Annotated in this window: 16 protein-coding genes and 2 pseudogenes; 16 read left to right on the forward strand and 2 right to left on the reverse strand. The window is 62.6% G+C overall.

Annotated elements, in window-relative coordinates; translation table 11 throughout:
- The first annotated feature begins 98 nt into the window (after positions 1–98).
- The 10 genes from AC0L3O_RS25690 (at position 99) to AC0L3O_RS25735 (ending at position 8,305) form a co-directional block, all read left to right on the forward strand.
- Positions 99–317 (forward strand): Flp family type IVb pilin, encoded by a 219-nt coding sequence (locus tag AC0L3O_RS25690; RefSeq protein WP_287238383.1) that lies wholly within the window; start codon positions 99–101, stop codon positions 315–317.
- A gap of 96 nt (positions 318–413) precedes the next feature.
- The gene (gene cpaB / locus AC0L3O_RS25695) at positions 414–1,451 is read left to right on the forward strand and encodes a Flp pilus assembly protein CpaB (protein WP_287246808.1); all 1,038 of its coding nucleotides are present in this window, start codon (positions 414–416) and stop codon (positions 1,449–1,451) included.
- 43 nt (positions 1,452–1,494) lie between these two features.
- Positions 1,495–2,943: a type II and III secretion system protein family protein gene (locus AC0L3O_RS25700; protein ID WP_287238387.1), complete on the forward strand. Its 1,449-nt coding sequence runs from the start codon at positions 1,495–1,497 to the stop codon at positions 2,941–2,943.
- A complete protein-coding gene (locus tag AC0L3O_RS25705) occupies positions 2,927–3,217 on the forward strand; it encodes a hypothetical protein (protein ID WP_287064117.1) in 291 nt (96 codons plus the stop codon). Before AC0L3O_RS25700 ends, AC0L3O_RS25705 begins: the two co-directional genes overlap by 17 nt.
- 54 nt (positions 3,218–3,271) lie before the next feature.
- On the forward strand, positions 3,272–4,804 hold the full coding sequence (locus AC0L3O_RS25710) for a TadE/TadG family type IV pilus assembly protein (RefSeq protein ID WP_287246807.1): 1,533 nt from the start codon (positions 3,272–3,274) through the stop codon (positions 4,802–4,804).
- 5 nt (positions 4,805–4,809) lie between these two features.
- Positions 4,810–5,337, forward strand: coding sequence for a TadE/TadG family type IV pilus assembly protein (locus AC0L3O_RS25715; RefSeq protein WP_287246806.1), 528 nt, complete (start codon positions 4,810–4,812; stop codon positions 5,335–5,337).
- 41 nt (positions 5,338–5,378) lie between these two features.
- A complete protein-coding gene (locus tag AC0L3O_RS25720) occupies positions 5,379–5,987 on the forward strand; it encodes a TadE family protein (protein WP_473523030.1) in 609 nt (202 codons plus the stop codon).
- The gene (locus AC0L3O_RS25725; protein WP_473495971.1) at positions 5,984–7,147 is read left to right on the forward strand and encodes a CpaE/TadZ family protein; all 1,164 of its coding nucleotides are present in this window, start codon (positions 5,984–5,986) and stop codon (positions 7,145–7,147) included. The genes AC0L3O_RS25720 and AC0L3O_RS25725 overlap by 4 nt, the downstream gene beginning before the upstream one ends.
- Positions 7,131–7,721 carry a L,D-transpeptidase gene (locus tag AC0L3O_RS25730; protein WP_287238396.1) on the forward strand — a complete coding sequence of 197 codons (591 nt, stop codon included), beginning with the start codon at positions 7,131–7,133 and terminating at the stop codon, positions 7,719–7,721. Before AC0L3O_RS25725 ends, AC0L3O_RS25730 begins: the two co-directional genes overlap by 17 nt.
- Complete coding sequence (locus AC0L3O_RS25735; protein ID WP_473616957.1) at positions 7,718–8,305, forward strand: hypothetical protein; 588 nt, start codon at positions 7,718–7,720, stop codon at positions 8,303–8,305. Before AC0L3O_RS25730 ends, AC0L3O_RS25735 begins: the two co-directional genes overlap by 4 nt.
- Positions 8,306–8,709: 404 nt before the next feature.
- On the opposite strand, the gene AC0L3O_RS25740 is transcribed toward AC0L3O_RS25735, so the two are convergent.
- Positions 8,710–9,324, reverse strand: a complete 615-nt coding sequence (locus AC0L3O_RS25740; RefSeq protein WP_287238399.1) for a hypothetical protein — start codon at positions 9,322–9,324, stop codon at positions 8,710–8,712.
- A gap of 285 nt (positions 9,325–9,609) precedes the next feature.
- Between AC0L3O_RS25740 and AC0L3O_RS25745 the strand changes: the two are divergent.
- Both AC0L3O_RS25745 and AC0L3O_RS25750 read left to right on the forward strand, forming a co-directional pair.
- Positions 9,610–9,754: pseudogene (locus tag AC0L3O_RS25745) on the forward strand (HlyD family type I secretion periplasmic adaptor subunit); the annotation flags it as partial.
- Positions 9,744–10,379 carry a ribbon-helix-helix domain-containing protein gene (locus AC0L3O_RS25750; protein ID WP_287238402.1) on the forward strand — a complete coding sequence of 212 codons (636 nt, stop codon included), beginning with the start codon at positions 9,744–9,746 and terminating at the stop codon, positions 10,377–10,379. The pseudogene AC0L3O_RS25745 and the gene AC0L3O_RS25750, both read left to right, overlap by 11 nt.
- A 59-nt stretch (positions 10,380–10,438) precedes the next feature.
- On the opposite strand, the gene AC0L3O_RS25755 is transcribed toward AC0L3O_RS25750, so the two are convergent.
- A complete protein-coding gene (locus AC0L3O_RS25755) occupies positions 10,439–11,332 on the reverse strand; it encodes a LysR family transcriptional regulator (RefSeq protein WP_287238403.1) in 894 nt (297 codons plus the stop codon).
- A 342-nt stretch (positions 11,333–11,674) separates the two neighbouring features.
- Between AC0L3O_RS25755 and AC0L3O_RS25760 the strand changes: the two genes are divergently transcribed.
- The 4 genes and pseudogenes from AC0L3O_RS25760 (at position 11,675) to AC0L3O_RS25775 (ending at position 15,945) form a co-directional block, all read left to right on the forward strand.
- A complete protein-coding gene (locus AC0L3O_RS25760) occupies positions 11,675–12,313 on the forward strand; it encodes a (2Fe-2S)-binding protein (protein WP_473523033.1) in 639 nt (212 codons plus the stop codon).
- A gap of 3 nt (positions 12,314–12,316) precedes the next feature.
- Positions 12,317–13,315 (forward strand): FAD binding domain-containing protein, encoded by a 999-nt coding sequence (locus AC0L3O_RS25765; protein ID WP_023796969.1) that lies wholly within the window; start codon positions 12,317–12,319, stop codon positions 13,313–13,315.
- Complete coding sequence (locus AC0L3O_RS25770) at positions 13,312–15,429, forward strand: xanthine dehydrogenase family protein molybdopterin-binding subunit (protein WP_473616959.1); 2,118 nt, start codon at positions 13,312–13,314, stop codon at positions 15,427–15,429. The genes AC0L3O_RS25765 and AC0L3O_RS25770 overlap by 4 nt, the downstream gene beginning before the upstream one ends.
- A 136-nt stretch (positions 15,430–15,565) precedes the next feature.
- Positions 15,566–15,945, forward strand: a pseudogene (locus AC0L3O_RS25775) ((R)-mandelonitrile lyase).
- Positions 15,946–16,055 lie beyond the last annotated feature (110 nt).

The following is a 16,055-nucleotide window of genomic DNA, read 5'->3' on the forward strand; positions in this document are numbered from 1 at the left end:
TCGTCGGGACTTAGATCGAGATGACGGGGGATGCTTGGGTATGGATTTCATCCTTGGCTCGTCTCGTCGGGTTCAAACCTCCAAAGGGAGAAATTGGCATGAAGAAGCTCATGACGATGACCCGGCAGTTCCGCGACGACGAAAACGGCGCTGCTATGGTCGAATATTCCATCCTTCTCGGCATCATCGCTGTTGCGGTCGTTCTGACCGTTATTGCCATCGGCGGCTGGGTCACGGGTCGTTTCGCGGGTCTCTGCACCGCGCTCGACGGCACGAGTGTTGGCACCTGCAACGCGGCTGCGGGCACAGGAAGCTGACCGCCTAATCACACTTCAGGCCCGGATCGTCCGATCCGGGCCTGAATTCAATCTCGGCAGACGAATTCCCGCACTGTGGGCTTGGGGCTTGGGTCTATGCGCGCCAATACAGTTATCATGATCGTTCTCGCCGGCGTGTTCGGCGTTCTGGCGGTGGTGCTTGCCAATATCTGGCTGGCCAGCCAGCGCAGCGCCATGGCGAAGGGAGATGTCCAACGCGACACGGTCGTCGTGGCTGCCGTCGCGCTGAAATTCGGAGACACGCTCACCGCCGATAAGTTGCGCGAAATTGCATGGCCGGCGGGTGCGGTTCCGGCCGGCGCGTTCAAGACGACCAAAGAAGCCCTGGCCGGCGACGGCACAAAACAGGCGCTGCAAGCGATCGGCACTAACGAGCCCATTCTCGCAACCAAGATCACCGGTCCCGGCCAGCGCGCCACGCTTTCGGCGGTGCTCGGCGAAGGTATGAAAGCTGTTTCTATCAGGGTCAACGATGTGCTCGGCGTCGCCGGATTTGTCTTCCCCGGCGACCGGGTCGACGTGCTTTTGACGCGCACGGCGCGTGGCGAAGGCGGCGCGGACAGAAGTTTTGTCGACGTGCTGCTGCAGAGCATGAAGGTGCTCGCCGTCGACCAGGTCGCCGACGAGAGCACGGAGAGCCCGACTGTGGTGAAATCGGTGACGCTCGAGGCCAGCACCAGGGACGCCCAGAAGCTTACCCTGGCCGCCGGTGCCGGCCAGTTGTCGCTAGCGCTTCGCCAGGCCGCCGCCAGCAGCGGCGAAACGACCGAACGCGTCACGCTTTCCGACCTGACCGGCGACACGCCGGCCGACGTCGCCGCAAGGCAGGCCGAACTCGCCAAGCAGGCAATAGCCGAGGCTGAAGCCGCAGCCGAACGTAAGCGCGCGGACGACAAGATCAATGGGCTGACCCAGGCCGTGGAACGGGTGGGAAGCAGGCTCGACCTGTTGAGCAGCGCAAAACCCGTTCCGGCAGTGGCCTCAGCACCCCAGGTGCAAGAAGTGGTTAAGGAAGTGATCAAATATGTGCAGCCGGAGCCGCCGGCGCGTGCGACAATCGGCGTCTTCAGGGGTGTGAAGCTCGAATCCTACGACGTGCCGCGACAAAAATAACGCTAGGGTATTGCCGAACGAATCGGCAAGGGGGGTAGTCTAGATGCGCATGTTCCGGGGACCACTGGCGGCTGCCGCGCTGGCCTGTTCGGTCATGTTACTGCCGATCGATCTTGCTGCTCATGCAGCCGATCGCAAGATCGATGTATCGAACCCCAGCGTCCACCGCATTTTCCTGCCCATGTCGCAGTCGGTGACGATCCAGGTGAACGCCACGCTGGGCGACATCGTCGTCGGCGACGAGAAGATCGCCGACGCCCAGCCAATGACCGACCGGACGCTCTATGTCATCGGCAAGACCGCCGGCACCACCACCGTCAACCTCTTTTCAGAAGACAAGCGCTCGCTTGGCGTGATCCAGATCGAGGTCGGCGTCGACGTGAGCGACATGGCGCAAGCGATCCGGCAGGTGGCGCCCAGGTCGCGCATCGATATCGGTTCTATCAACGGCAAGGTCAGGCTTGGCGGCCATGTCAAGGACGGCGCCACGCTGGCGGCGATCATGGAGGTCGCCCAGCAATATGGCCCCGACGCGATCATAAACGCAGTGACCGTCGACGACAGCCAGCAAGTAAACCTCGAAGTGCGGGTGCTGGAGGCCAAGCGCAATGCCGGCCGTGATCTTGGCGTCTCGATCAGGAGCACCAATGGCAGCGGCACGACCCGCACCGGGACGGGGATTGCCGCCGTCGATGAGGACAATGTGGTGCTGGGGCCGGGCGGTCTGCTTACCGGCCTTCTTTCGAACACCAACCCGTTCGCGGCGCTGATCACCCGCGTCATCGACAGCAACATCAAGGTCGACCTGATCATCGAGGCGCTCGAGGCCAAGGGCGTGGTGCGCACCCTAGCCGAACCCAACCTCACCACTCTTTCCGGTGAGGTTGCCAGCTTCAATGCCGGCGGCGAAGTACCTATCCGCGTCGACGACGGTGATGGCGAGATCAGCATCGAATACAAGCAGTTCGGCGTCAATCTGCTGTTCACGCCGGTCGTGCTCGCCAACGACAAGATCAACATCAGGTTGGCTCCGGAAGTCAGCGACCTCACCGGCTTCACCACCGCCGGTGACCCGATCTTCACCAACCGCAAGCTGTCTACCGTCGTCGAGTTGCGCGACGGCCAGAGCTTCGCGGTCGGCGGTCTTTTGTCCAGCAAGAACACCAAGATCCAGCGGCAGGTGCCGTGGCTCGGCCAGGTCCCGATCGTCGGGACGCTGTTCCGGAATTCAAGCAACCAGAAGGAAGAGACCGAACTGGTCGTGATCGTGACGCCGCGTATTGTGCGGCCGGTAAAGCCCGGGGAACAACTGGCGACGCCGTTCGACAAGACGCGGCCCGCCAACGACCCGGAACTCTTCATCCTCGGTCAGCTCGAAGTGACCAAGGACATGGTTCGCAAATATGAACTGGGCGAAGGCGTGGTCGGCCCCTATGGCCACATGCTCGACCTGAAATCCAAGGACAAGATGATCTATGTCAAAAAGAAATAGCGCCTTGATCCTGCTTTTGTGCGCCGGCGGGCTGACGGGCTGCGCCGCCGACTACCTGAACAATTACGAAACGGTGACACTGGCTGCCGGCGACACGCAGAAATACAATTCGCTGCTGCAGACGGTCGATCCGCTCAATCCGGCCTCCAGGAACACGGCGATCGAAGGCGACGGCGCGCGCGCTGCCGCTGTTGCCCAGAGTTACAAATTTCCACCACCACCACCGCCGCCGCCGGCCATAACGGTCAACGTCGGCAACACCGGGGTTGAATAGAAGGGTGCGGGTTTAGCGTCAGGCAAAGCGACTGGCGTCAGGGGAGCAAGGGCCATGCTGCGGATTGTTCGCGCGTTCTGGCACGATCAGAGGGGAATAGCGCTGATACTGGTCAGCATCACGCTGCCGGCGATCATCGGCTTTTCCCTGCTGGCGATCGATATGAGCCGGGTCAACAACCTTCACAACGATCTTCAGAAGGGGGCGGATGCGTTTGCGCTCGCGGCGGCAGCGGAACTGGACGGAAGCAGCGGTTCCTGGGCGCGGGCCGAACGCGCTATGGCGACACTCGTAGACAATGAAAGCAATTTCTCCACGGCAGGCAGGTTCACCCTTACCTCCGGTCAGCCGGGGGGCACACAGCCCTGCAACAATGCTGGCAACATTTCCTGGTGCTTCCTCAAGGCGATCCCTGCCAACGACGGAACTAGGATTACAGCGGCCAATCAGGCCAACTATCTTGCGGATGCCATTCAGGCTGTCGGAGAGGCGGAAACACGGTTCATCCAGGTGACAGTCGCTCCCCAAGGGTTTGCCGCGATCTTTCCCGCCTCATTTGTGACATCCGGCGCCAGCGACAGCTTCAATGTCGGGGCAGTCGCGGTAGCGGGCTTCACCTCCGGCGTCTGCGATTTCACACCGGTCTTCATGTGCAACCCCTATGAGATGGTGAACGGGACAAACAATGCCGGCGGCTATACGCTTGAGCAGGCCGTTGCCAATCCGGCCGTCCGTCGCAGGCTGATCGAACTGCGGAAGGTCGGAAACGGGGCTGCCGCTGGTCCAGGCAACTTTGGCTTCCTCGAGCCCCCGCAAGGCGTCGGAAACGGAGCTCAAGCGCTGGCCCAGACGATCGCGACGTCAACCCCGGTCGGCTGCTACAATGCCGAGAACGTAACGACGAAGACCGGTCAGAATGCCGGCCCGGTGCAAGATGCCTTCAACGTTCGTTTCGGGATTGGAGCCAACGGTAACCACTTCGACAGCCCCGAGTACGGTCCGGCCGCCAATGTCCGAAAGGGGGCGATACAGACCACCGGCAGCACTAATCAATGCCCTTCCATGAACAAACTTTCATTCACCGAAGCCGGAACGATGGGCCTTCCGCGCGACGCGACCACTCCGTATCTGGGCGGCCGGATGGGCGACGGAAATTGGAATTTCTCTGGCTATTGGAGCACCAACTTCGGTTCAGCTAGCTATCCATCTTCATGGAATACGACCAAGCCGACGCGCTATGAGGTGTACCGTTACGAGATATCGGCCGGGTTGGTGGGCACCGCATCGACCGGTGGAGAGATTGGGACACCGTCGGCAGCTTGCCAACCGCCTGTCACCACAGTTGATCGTCGGCTGCTTTATGGCGCGATCCTGAACTGCAATGCGCTCGAAGCAGCGGGCCACGATCTGTCCGGTCACAGCACTAATCTGCCCGTCGAAGCCTTTGCCAGCTTCTTCCTCACTGAACCTGTTCCCTCGGCGTCTGAGGACGCGTCGGTGATGGTCGAACTGGTCGACGTAACCGGCGGTGCCGGCCAGGGCACGCTCGACAGTTTCCTCCGCGACGAAGCTCAGCTTTACCGGTGATGGCGATGATCGGAGGGCTGTACCATCATCTCCACAGATTTCGACGCGAGCAGCGCGGCACGGCTCTCGTAGAAATGGCGCTGATCGCACCACTGATGCTGGCGTTGTCGGCGGGCGTGTTCGAGTTCGGCAATCTGATCCACAAAAAGCTGCTGATGGAGGCTGGCCTGTCGGACGCGGCGCGCTTTGCCGCGCGCTGCAACAGCCAGCTGTACACCAAGGCCGGGCTAGCGGCGATCAACTGCGCAGATATCGCCACCAACATCGCGGTATTCGGCGATGCCGCGGGGACAGGGAGTGCGCGCATTGCCGGCTGGCAGAAGGCGAATGTGACAGTGACCATTGCCGCCTCAGGCTCATGCCATGACGCGGTGGTCGCAGGTGTCACCCGATATCGCGCTACAACTGCACAGGTCTGCATCGTCAGGGCGGCGGGGACGTTGGCCTATAGCGGCATCGGAATGCTGTCGCTGGTCGGCATCGGGCCGATGACCCTCAATGGCTTTCACGAGGAGCGGTTGATCCGGTTCTGATCATGATCAGGCGTTTCGCAAAATCGGAAGACGGCGCGACGATGGTGGAGATGGCCATCGTATCTACACTGCTGTTTACTGTTGTCCTCGGCTTCGTCGATTTCGGTTACGCCCTCTATCAGTGGAACGCCGCCAACAAGGCCGTCCAGTTAGGCGCGCGCCTGGCGTCTATTTCCGACCCGGTTGCCACCGCGCTTGCGACGGCCGCACCGACGACGACACCGGGCGCTCCGGTCATCGCTGCGGCCTACGGACCATTCACCTGCACTTATACTGCTGGCACAGGGGCTTGCAGTAATGGCGGCACCTTCAATGCCGCCAATTTCAGCCGTATCTTTCGGGGCGACACGACAGTCACCAATGACGATGCCTGTCCGATCATCACCCCAGCCCAGCAACCCACTACGCGGCCTGGAATGTGTCATTTCTTTCCTGGCTTGCGGCGCGACAATGTTGTCATCGCGTATTCCGCCACCGGCTTGGGCTACCAGACCCGGATGGGCGGTCCGGTGCCGACAATCACCGTCCGCCTGCAGAACCGGACCTTCCAGTTCTTCTTCCTCGGCGGCCTGCTCGGGTTCGGAAATCTCACCATGCCCTCCATGCTGAGCACGGTTACAGGCGAAGACCTGAGGAGCACATCGCCATGAACGCCATCAACACCAAGGTGTCCCCGACCAAACGAAAGCAGGTGGCCCTGTTTTCGTCGGATCCGCAGTTCAAGCGCGAGGTGGCGACGCGGCTCGATGCGCTGGCCATCTACGATGTCAGGATTTCCGAGACGGCTGACTTCCTCAAGGGCCCGCCCCCCGAGACGCGCCCGGGCATCGTCATCCTCGACCTGGCCAATGGCGAGTTGCTCGGCGAGCCCGGCATCGTCGCGGCGCGCGCCTTGTGGGCGACCGTGCCGCTGATCGCGGTCTCCGACGAATTGACCTCCGAACAGACGCGCATCCTGGTTCGCATGAACGCCTCGGACTGGCTGCACAAGCCGCTCGACGCCAAAGAACTGCTGAACGCGGTCACCTTCCACGACACCGGCAACCAGGGTACAAAGAGCCGCATCATCACTTTCATCAGCGCCAGCGGCGGCGCCGGCGCCACGACGATCGCTCTGTCGGCGGCGGAATACCTGGCCTCGAAATCCACCGAACGGGCGGCTTCGACCTGCCTCGTCGACCTCGATTTCCAGAGCGCCAATTGCGGCGCCTATCTCAACCTGTTCAACCAGTTCGACCTGGCCGGCATTATCGGCCAGCCGGAAAGGCTCGATGTCGAACTGATGGACGTCATCAAGCTCGCTCGCCCGTCCGGCCTGACCCTCTATTCATTCGAGAGGCCGCAACTGCCGTTTGAGCCGCAGGGCGCCGATTTCGTGTTCCGGCTGCTGGACCTCGTCGCCTACCGGTTCGACGACATCGTCATTGACCTGCCGAATATCGAAACCCCCTGGCAGAATTCCGTGCTTTCGACGAGCGACGAGATCTTCATCGTCTTCGAGCTCAATGTCGCCTCGCTGCGGCAAGGCAAGCGGCTCTACACGAAGATCCGCGAACTGCGCGGCAATTCGGTGAGCATCACGCTGGTCGCCAACAAGCATAAGCGCAAATGGTTCGGCAACCACTTTTCGCGCAGCGAACTCGAGAAGATCTTCAAGGCGCCGCACATCAAGTCGGTCGGCCTGGACAATGCGCTGCTGACCGACGCGCTGAACCGGGCCATCCTGCCTTCCGAAGTGGACGGGCGGGCGCGTTTCAACAAGGACCTGAAGCGGATGTTCAAAGAGCGGCTCGATGACGCAGCCCGGTAGATACCGCATCGTCCCGAGGCTTGCCGGCGCCTGCATCATCGGACTGGCCTTGGGGATGCCGGCCTGGGAATTCGCCCAAGCCCGATCCGCGCTGTCCGACCGGCCGCCGCTGCCGGCAATGGGTCCCAGCCTGCGCAAGGCGGTTGCTCTCCAAACGGCCGAACGGCCCGGCACGATCATCATCCGCAAGGACGAGAAGGCGCTTTATCTGGTGACCCGGCAGGGCCGGGCGCTGCGCTACCAGATCAGCGTCGGGCGCGACGGCTTTGGCTGGACCGGCATCGTCAAGGTCGGGGCGAAAACGGAATGGCCGGAATGGCGCCCGCCCAGGGAAATGCGCGCCCGCCAGCCGGAGCTGCCGGAAATGGTGCCCGCCGGTCCCTACAATCCGCTCGGCGCCAGGGCACTCTATCTGCTGCGGGACGGGCGCGACACGCTCTACCGCATCCACGGCACCAACGATCCCAAGGGCATCGGCTTCGACGGAACATCGGGATGCTTCCGTCTTACCAACACTGATGTGATCGATCTTTTCAAGCGCGTCTCGGTCGGCGCAAAGGTGGTGGTCCAATGACGATGATCAGCGACCTGGATATGCCGGCAATCGACATTGGGCCTGCAACCCACACTGAAGAGCAAGCTGCAGTGGGGAAACCGAGCAATGCAAGGATGATCGGCGTTGTCGCCGCCGGCGCCTTGCTGATCACGGCGGTGAACATAACGGCCGCGGTCTATTTCTACCGCGGCATCAACGATCTGCGCCTTGTCGAACGGCGGCTGGAACAGCTCGGATCGTTCGAGCAACGGATCGCAGCCCGGCTCGATACGGTCAACAACGGCTTTCAAAGCCGGTTCGAAAAACTGGACAGTCAACTGCAGGGCAGCTTCAACGAAGTCAAAGGCAGTATTGCCCGGCTTGAACAGGAGCTGCCCCTGGACAGTGACGACGACATGTCGAGCATTGCGGAGCCTTCCGTGATCACGACCAGCACCATGGCGGAAGCAGCCACCGATCTCGAAGAAGCGACCGAACCCAGTATCGTCGATGTGCCGCGCCCGCTCAAAAGGAAGATCGCCGCGGCGCCCCCTCCCCCGAACTCGTCCTACCAGCGCATAGTGCAACCTGACGGCAAGGTCCACTACAAGAAAATCAACTAGTTCCTCTGCACCGAGGATTTGGTTCTTAGCCTGAAAGGGACTGTCGACGGTCGCTGCGGCGGACCAGGATAAAAGCTGATCTGTAGTGATCCTTCGCCCCCCTCTGTCCTGCCGCCCACTTGGCATCTCCCCACTTGGGGGGAGATCGGCCTTCATCCCTGATTCGCCAACCACCAGCCTTGCAAAAAGGACGGTGTCCGCGAAGCTGCCAATCTCCCCCCAAGTGGGGGAGATGTCCGGCAGGACAGAGGGGGGCGCCTCGCTCCGCCATCAAAGATTCTGCAGCGTCGTGACGCTCTGAGGTAACGGCATGGATCCCAGGGTCTGCGCCGCGTCGCTTCGCTCCTTGCTCCGCCCTGGGATGATGAAGCGCTTGGGATGAACCCGTTCAGATGCGACGCGCCTTAGAAATCCCGCTGCAGAGCAAAAAGCCGTACGGCGAGCGCTTCGGAACGCTGTCGCGCCTCGCCGAGAAAGGCAAAATGACAGTAGGCGCAGGCTGCAGTGCCCAGACCCAGCACTAGGCTGTTCCGCCATGTGAAGTCGAGGATCAGCGAGAATGGCTGGCCGCTCGGTGCGGTGAATGCCGCAATCGTGCTCGCTGTTTCAGAATGGCTGCTGGAAGCCATCATCAACCCGGCGAAAAGCAGAGCGGCGTGGTTGGCAACGAAGAAGAACGCGGCCGATTTTCTCGTCCGGCAAGCCATCCAGCAGAGGATCGATGCGGCGGTCAGGATGGCGGCATCAAGGACCATTGAACCGCTGAGATAGAGGTCGACCTGCTGCCAGAACATCGTCGCCAAAGGGCGCAACTCAAGCCAGATCCGCCACAGGGCAGGGCTGGCCGGATAGGTTCCGAGCAGGAACGTCGCTGCTCGCTCCCCTGCAAGAATCAAAAGAATGAGAGCCGGGAAGGCAAAAAGCAGTAGCGGCTTGCGCGTCATGTTCCCTCGCCAATCGACAAGCAGAATAGACAGCAAAGATTGCGCGAGGCTTAAGGAAAGCGCCGCGAACAGCATTGATCACAGGCGCAGGCGCTTGCCGCAACCGCAGCGAGCGCCCGTTTTATGTGCCATTTTTGCTACATTCCCGAAACTTATGGCCCGAATTCGGTTCTTGGCCGGCCCTAGATCAATAAACACTCACGTATTCGAAGAATTTATCGGATAATTTTTCAAAGCTTCGGTGAGAAGGCTTGGCCATCTAAAAAGTACCGGGCAGAAGCGTGGGTGGGGGTAGAAACGAATACGATAATCAAAGTGGCCATTGGCAAGCGCCTTGGCCTCCTCATCACATTTTCGATTTCGACGATCGAACGGGATGGCAAGGCTTATCCGATCATCCCGGGCGTGACCTGCTCTCGACATCGAGACCGGACGCAAGACGATCCTGAGTTTCCTTTTGAAGCCGATCAACAAGGCGCGTCAGGAAGCCATGAGTGAACGCTAGCTTCTCTCCCCCCAGCAATCCCGATCCGCTACTCCTGCCGCTCGCCAAGGAGGATTTTGGCCTGGAATTTCGAGTTGTGGCGCGTGGCGGAACACGCCGCGGGATCCGTCTGGAGCGGGCTTTTTGGATATCGCTGAAGCAAATGGCTGAGAGCCGGAAGTGCACGATCGGCATGCTCATAGATGAGATAGCCGGAGTTCAGCCACAGAGTAGCAATCTGACATCCGCGATCCGGGTAGCCTGCATACGCGGACAGGCGAAGGAAAACGTGACGTTGAGTAAGCTCGCGTCAATAACGACAATCAACGCCATACTGGTTGCCTGCCCCTCGCCTGCATTTGCCTTGACGTCATCGAAGAAGATCCTGACTTTCAATGTTCCGTTCCAGCAACTGGTGAAGCGCCAACTGCCTTCCGGACCAAACGACGATGCGCGGCACGACCTCAAGCTGGCGTTGGACCTCAACGTCGCCGACATTTTTGCGCGCCTCGACATCAACGGTGAAACGCCGGTCACCAGCGGATTTGTCCTCGGCACGGGCGAACGTCGGTACCGTGGTCAATTGAACGTCGTGCGGGCGCCGGTGATCGAGCCGGAGCTGCTGATGGCGTTCGTCTTCGGCTGACCGGTTCCGGCGGTACTGAACGGTCAATCCTGGCCGAAGACGCTTCGCACTGCATGGCCTCAACCCGAGAAGCGGAGCGTATCGACGAGCAGGGCGAAAGCCGGCGACGCTTGACGGCGGCTGGGATAGTAGAGGTGATATCCCGGCCAGGGCGGGGACCACTCATCCAGCACCCGCATCAGGCGGCCGCTTTCCAGATGACGCTCCGCGACATCCTCCGGCAGATAGGCGAGGCCGAAACCAGCCAGCGCCGCCTCGAGAATGTCGAGGGTGCCATTGAGGACAATCTGGCCGTCCACCCGCACCTTCAGTTCGCGACCGTCGCGCTCGAAATCCCAGGCCCAAAGCCCGCCATTGATGGAAAAGCGCTGGTTGATGCAAACGTGGTCGGTCAGTTCCTGCGGCGTCGTTGGCGGCGGCCGCCTGGCGAAATACGACTTGGTCCCGACGACGGCGAAGCGGATGTCTGGTCCGATGCGCACCGCGATCATGTCTTTCGCAACACGCTCTCCCATTCGCACGCCCGCGTCGAACCGTTCGGCAGCAATATCGGTCAATGCGTTGTCGAGGAAGACCTCGACGGTGACGTCGGGATAGTCGGGCAGGAGCTTTGCCAGCTTCGGCCAGATGACGGCGTTGAACGCGTGATCGCTTGCCGTGAGCCGAATGGTGCCGGCGGGCTTCTCCCGCAATTCGCTCAACGCCTCGACCTCGGCCTCGATCTCCTCAAAGCGCGGGCCGATATTGCGCAGCAGCCGCTCGCCGGCCTCTGTAGTCGAAACGCTTCGGGTCGTTCTCGTCAGCAGCCGAATGCCCAGCCGCTCTTCCAGATCGCGGACCGTGTGGCTGAGCGTGGACTGCGAAATTCCGAGCTGCGCAGCGGCGCGCGTGAAGCTGCCCTCCCGCGCAACCGCCAGAAAGGCCAGAAGCATATCGAGTCGTCCGCGCTGCATTTATGGTTCCGCCCCATAAGTTTGGGCGGATTATACGGACTAATCGAGGGAACTGCACACACTCAATCGATCGCGATTGCCGAGAGCACCGCAAATTTCCCGGACGGTGGCGCGAACCCGTCTGAGCAATGACGATGAAGGAAGAACCGGCGGCAGTTCATTCGCGTCGCTGCCATTCATGGCCCCGACCGATAGGTCCTATCGGGGAGCGGGCGCTAATCAAGGCGCCTCAAGCGCCCTAAGCTTTTAGCGTCGCACACGCACTCAGCGTGTCTTCGGGCCGGGGGCCATCCATATCTTGGGCCGCGAATTTGGCGGATCATCACGGAAGCGACAATCGACATGTCTGATAGCCAAAGAACTTCGACAGCCAGTTCGGACATAACGCGCCGGGAGCTCATGCAAGCGGCTGCTGTGACTGGCGGTGCTCTTTTAGGAGAACAATTCGTGCCCGGAGCTATATCTCCGGCGCTGGCACAGGCTGCCGGCGCCGCGACGGCGCCGCTCGATGTGTCGCTGCGCATCAACGGGACGGAGCACCGGCTTTCGCTCGACCCGCGCACGACGCTGCTGGATGCGCTGCGCGAGCACCTGCATCTGACGGGCTCGAAGAAGGGCTGCGGCCTTGGCCAATGCGGCGCCTGCACGGTGTTGATGGATGGCATGCGCGTGAAGGCGTGCCTCTCGCTCGCGGCGCTCGCTCAGGGCCGCGACATCAAAACCATCGAAGGATTGGCGCAGGGCGATGAGCTCCACCCGTTGCAGGCGTCCTTCATCGAGCGCGATGCCTTCCAGTGCGGCTATTGCACGTCGGGGCAGATCATGGCCGGCGTCGCCTGCATCAGCGAAGGCCATGCCGGGTCGCCGCAGGAGATCCGCGAATGGATGAGCGGCAATCTGTGCCGTTGCGGCGCCTACGACCATATCGTCGCGGCCATCCAGGACGCGGCTGCCGTGTCCAACTCGACGCAGGAGGGCTGAGCCATGCATCCCTTTGTGCTCGAACGTCCGCGGGATCTCTCTGCCGCACTCAGCTTCGGCGCTCAAGCCGGCCGCAATGATGCGCCGGTCGAATACATCGCCGGCGGCACCGATATGGTGCAGCTTCTGCAGGAGAATGTCCGCCGACCGGATCGGCTTGTGAGCCTCGCGGGAGTTCTCGACGACGGCATCGAGATCGGTCCGCAAGGCCTGAGGCTTGGCGCCGCCGCCACGATGGCGGAGGTGGCCGCCCATCAAGCTGTGGTCGAGCAGTTCCCTCTGATATCCCAGGCGCTGCTGAATTCGGCGAGCCCGCAGGTCCGCAACCAGGCGACCATGGGCGGCAATCTGCTTCAGCGCACACGCTGTCCCTACTTTCGCGATGTCGGCTACGAGGCATGCAACAAGCGCGTGCCTGGCTCCGGCTGCGCCGCCCTGGACGGCGAGAACCGCTGGCACGCAGTGCTCGGCACGAGCGACAACTGTATCGCCGTTCACCCGTCGGACCTCGCGGTTGCCCTGGTGGCGCTCGATGCGTCGGTCGAGCTCCGAGGAGCTGGCGGTGACCGTTCCGTGCCGCTCTCCGATCTCCATCGCCTTCCCCGCGATACGCCGCACCTCGAAACCGTCCTGAAACCGGGCGAAGTGATCACCGCGATCACGGTCCCGGCCAGGGCGGCAGGACTGCGGTCTCACTATCTCAAAGTACGCGATCGCGCCTCCTTCGAGTTCGCCGTGGTCTCGGCCGCAGTCGCAATCGAGACGGACGGCGCTCGCATCCGGCAGGCCCGCGTAGCGCTCGGCGGCGTTGGAACGAAACCCTGGCGCCTGTCGAACGTCGAGACCGCTCTCGCCGGCGCCGACTTCGAGCCAGCGGTGCTCCGCCAGGCGGCGGCCCTCGCAGCAGACGGCACACGGGGTCGCGGCCACAACGGTTTCAAGATCGAACTCATGCAGCGCGCCATCGTGCGTGCGGTCGAAATCGCGGGAGCACGCGCATGACTGCTGCCTTGATCGGAAAATCCGTCAGCCGCGTCGATGGCCGCCTGAAAGTTACCGGCGCCGCGACCTATGCCGCCGAGTTTGAGGTACCCAACCTCGCCCATGCCGCCGTCGTCAGGAGCATTGTCGCGAACGGCCGCATTGCATCCATCGACACGGCGGAGGCCGAACGGGCGCCCGGCGTAATCGCGGTTGTGACGCACAGCAACGCGCCCAGGCTCGCCTACCAGCCGCATAAGGGCCTCCCGGACGCAGCCGTTGGCGAGCGCCTGCATGTGCTGCAGGACGACCGAGTGACTCACCAGGGCCAGCCGATCGCGCTGGTGGTCGCCGAGACGCTTGAACAGGCGGCTTACGCGGCGGAGGTCGTGCGGGTTACCTACCGGCACGAAGCGGCGGCCACCGACATGGAAAGCGTCGATCCAGTTCTGCCTACCGGGAAACCGGCGGAGTGGGAGATACGGCGAGGCGAACCCGACAGCGCCTTCGAACAAGCGGAATTCCGGGTCGACCAGACCTATGTGATCCCGCGCGAGAACCACAATCCGATAGAGATGTTCGCCACCATTGCCTCATGGCAGGGCGACAGCCTGACCCTGTGGGACAAGACACAATGGGTGCACAACGTCGCCGAGGAGATCGCCGCCGTGTTCGGCATCGCTGCCGAGAACGTCCGTGTCATCTCGCCCTTCGTCGGCGGCGCGTTTGGTTCGGCGCTGCGCTGCTGGCCGCATGTCACGCTCGCCGCGCTGGGCGCCCGTGTAGCCGGACGGCCAGTCAAGCTGGTGCTGTCGCGGCGCGAAATGTATTACGGGGTTGGCTACCGTCCTCACACGGTGCAGCGGGCCGCGCTTGGCGCCTCCCGTGACGGCCAGCTCCAGGCCATCCGGCACGAGGGCCACCAGGAGACCTCGACCTACGAGGAGTTCACCGAGGCGCTGCTCAGCGCGACCCGGTTCCTGCACTCCTGCCCGAACGTCCACACGCGACATCGCATCGCGCCGATGAACGTCCACACGCCGACCTACATGCGCGCGCCCGGTGAGGCGAGCGGCATGTATGCGCTCGAATCGGCCATGGACGAGTTGGCGGTCGCGCTGAACATGGATCCCGTCGAACTGCGGTTGCGCAACGAGCCGGACCGGGACGAATTCAAGGACCTCCCGTTCTCGAGCCGTTCGACCAGGGAATGCTACCGGGCCGCCGCCGAGCGTTTCGGGTGGAGCCGAAGAACGGCTGAGCCGCGCTCCATGCGCGACGGGCGCTCGTTGATTGGCTGGGGCATGGCCAGCGCCACCTATCCGATGAACTATGCACCCGCCTCGGCCCTGGCTCGACTCTTGCCGGACGGGACTGCCGAAGTGATGAGCGCAGCGAGCGACATGGGACCCGGCACATGGACATCGATGACGCAGGTCGCGGCGGACACGCTGGGCCTGCCGATCGAGCGGGTCAAATTCACGCTTGGCGACAGCCGCCTGCCGCGCGCCCCTATCCACGGCGGTTCCATGACCATGGCGAGCGTCGGCAGTGCGGTGCAGGCGGCTTGCGGCAAGGCGCGCGACGAGGCGCTGGGACGCGCCGGCGCCAACGATATTGAAGAGGCCGTGAAGCGTCTCGGCCAAGTCATCGAGGCAACGGCCGACGTCGCTCCCGGAGATGAGACGAAGCGGTTCTCCATGCACGCCTTCGGCGCCGTGTTCGTGGAGGTTGCCGTCGATCCCGATCTCGGCGAGACGCGCGTGCGGCGCATGGTCGGCGCCTATGGCGCCGGCCGCGTCGTCAACCCGAAGATCGCGCGCAGCCAGTGCATCGGCGGCATGATCGGCGGCATCGGCATGGCCCTCATGGAGCACTCGGTTGTCGACCCCCGCAACGGGCGCGTCACCAATGCCAATCTCGCTGAATACGCCGTGCCGGTGCACGCCGACGCGCCGCCTGTCATGGACGTGATCTTCGTCGACGAGCACGACCCGCACGTGAACCCGCTCGGCGTGAAGGGCCTCGGCGAGATCGCGCTGGTCGGCGTCGCGCCAGCGATCGCCAATGCCATTTTCCACGCTACCGGAAAGCGCGTCCGCGAACTGCCGATCACGCCGGACAAGCTGCTCTGACCTACCTCGTCGAAAACGAAGGGGCTGAGACATGATCATCACCCGCAGAGACGTCCTTGCCGCGACAAATGCTTTCGCCGCTTTGGCTGCAGCAGGCCAGGTTGGCGCAGCTTCTGTTCAAGGAAGGAATGAGACAATGAAGATCACGCGAGTTGGATCACAGCCGTCCGGCCCCGGGCCGGTCGATTACTTCACCGGAGCCGTGCGCATCGATCCGCTCTTCCAGGCGCCCGAGCCGGCGCGCGTCGGTGGCGCCAGCGTCACGTTCGAGCCTGGCGCCCGCACCCACTCGGCCAGACGCTGGTCATCACGGCCGGTCTCGGCCGGGTCCAGCGCGAAGGCGCGCCAGTAGAAGAAATCCGGCCAGGTGACGTCGTCTGGATTCCGCCTGGCGTGAAGCATTGGCACGGCGCGTCTGCGACCACGGCGATGACCCATCTCGCTATCCAGGAATCCCTTCATGGCAAGCCGGTCGAATGGCTGGAGAAAGTCAGCGACGAACAATACCGCAGCTGAACGCTGGCGGCACCCGGCGTCAGCACCTCTCTCCCTTCTCCCCTTGTGAGGGCTTTGCACGGGGGCCGAAGTTTGACGCAGATGGCGCATGGGGCGTTTTTTGAACCGCA

The sequence above is a fragment of the Mesorhizobium sp. WSM4810 genome (assembly GCF_055811235.1).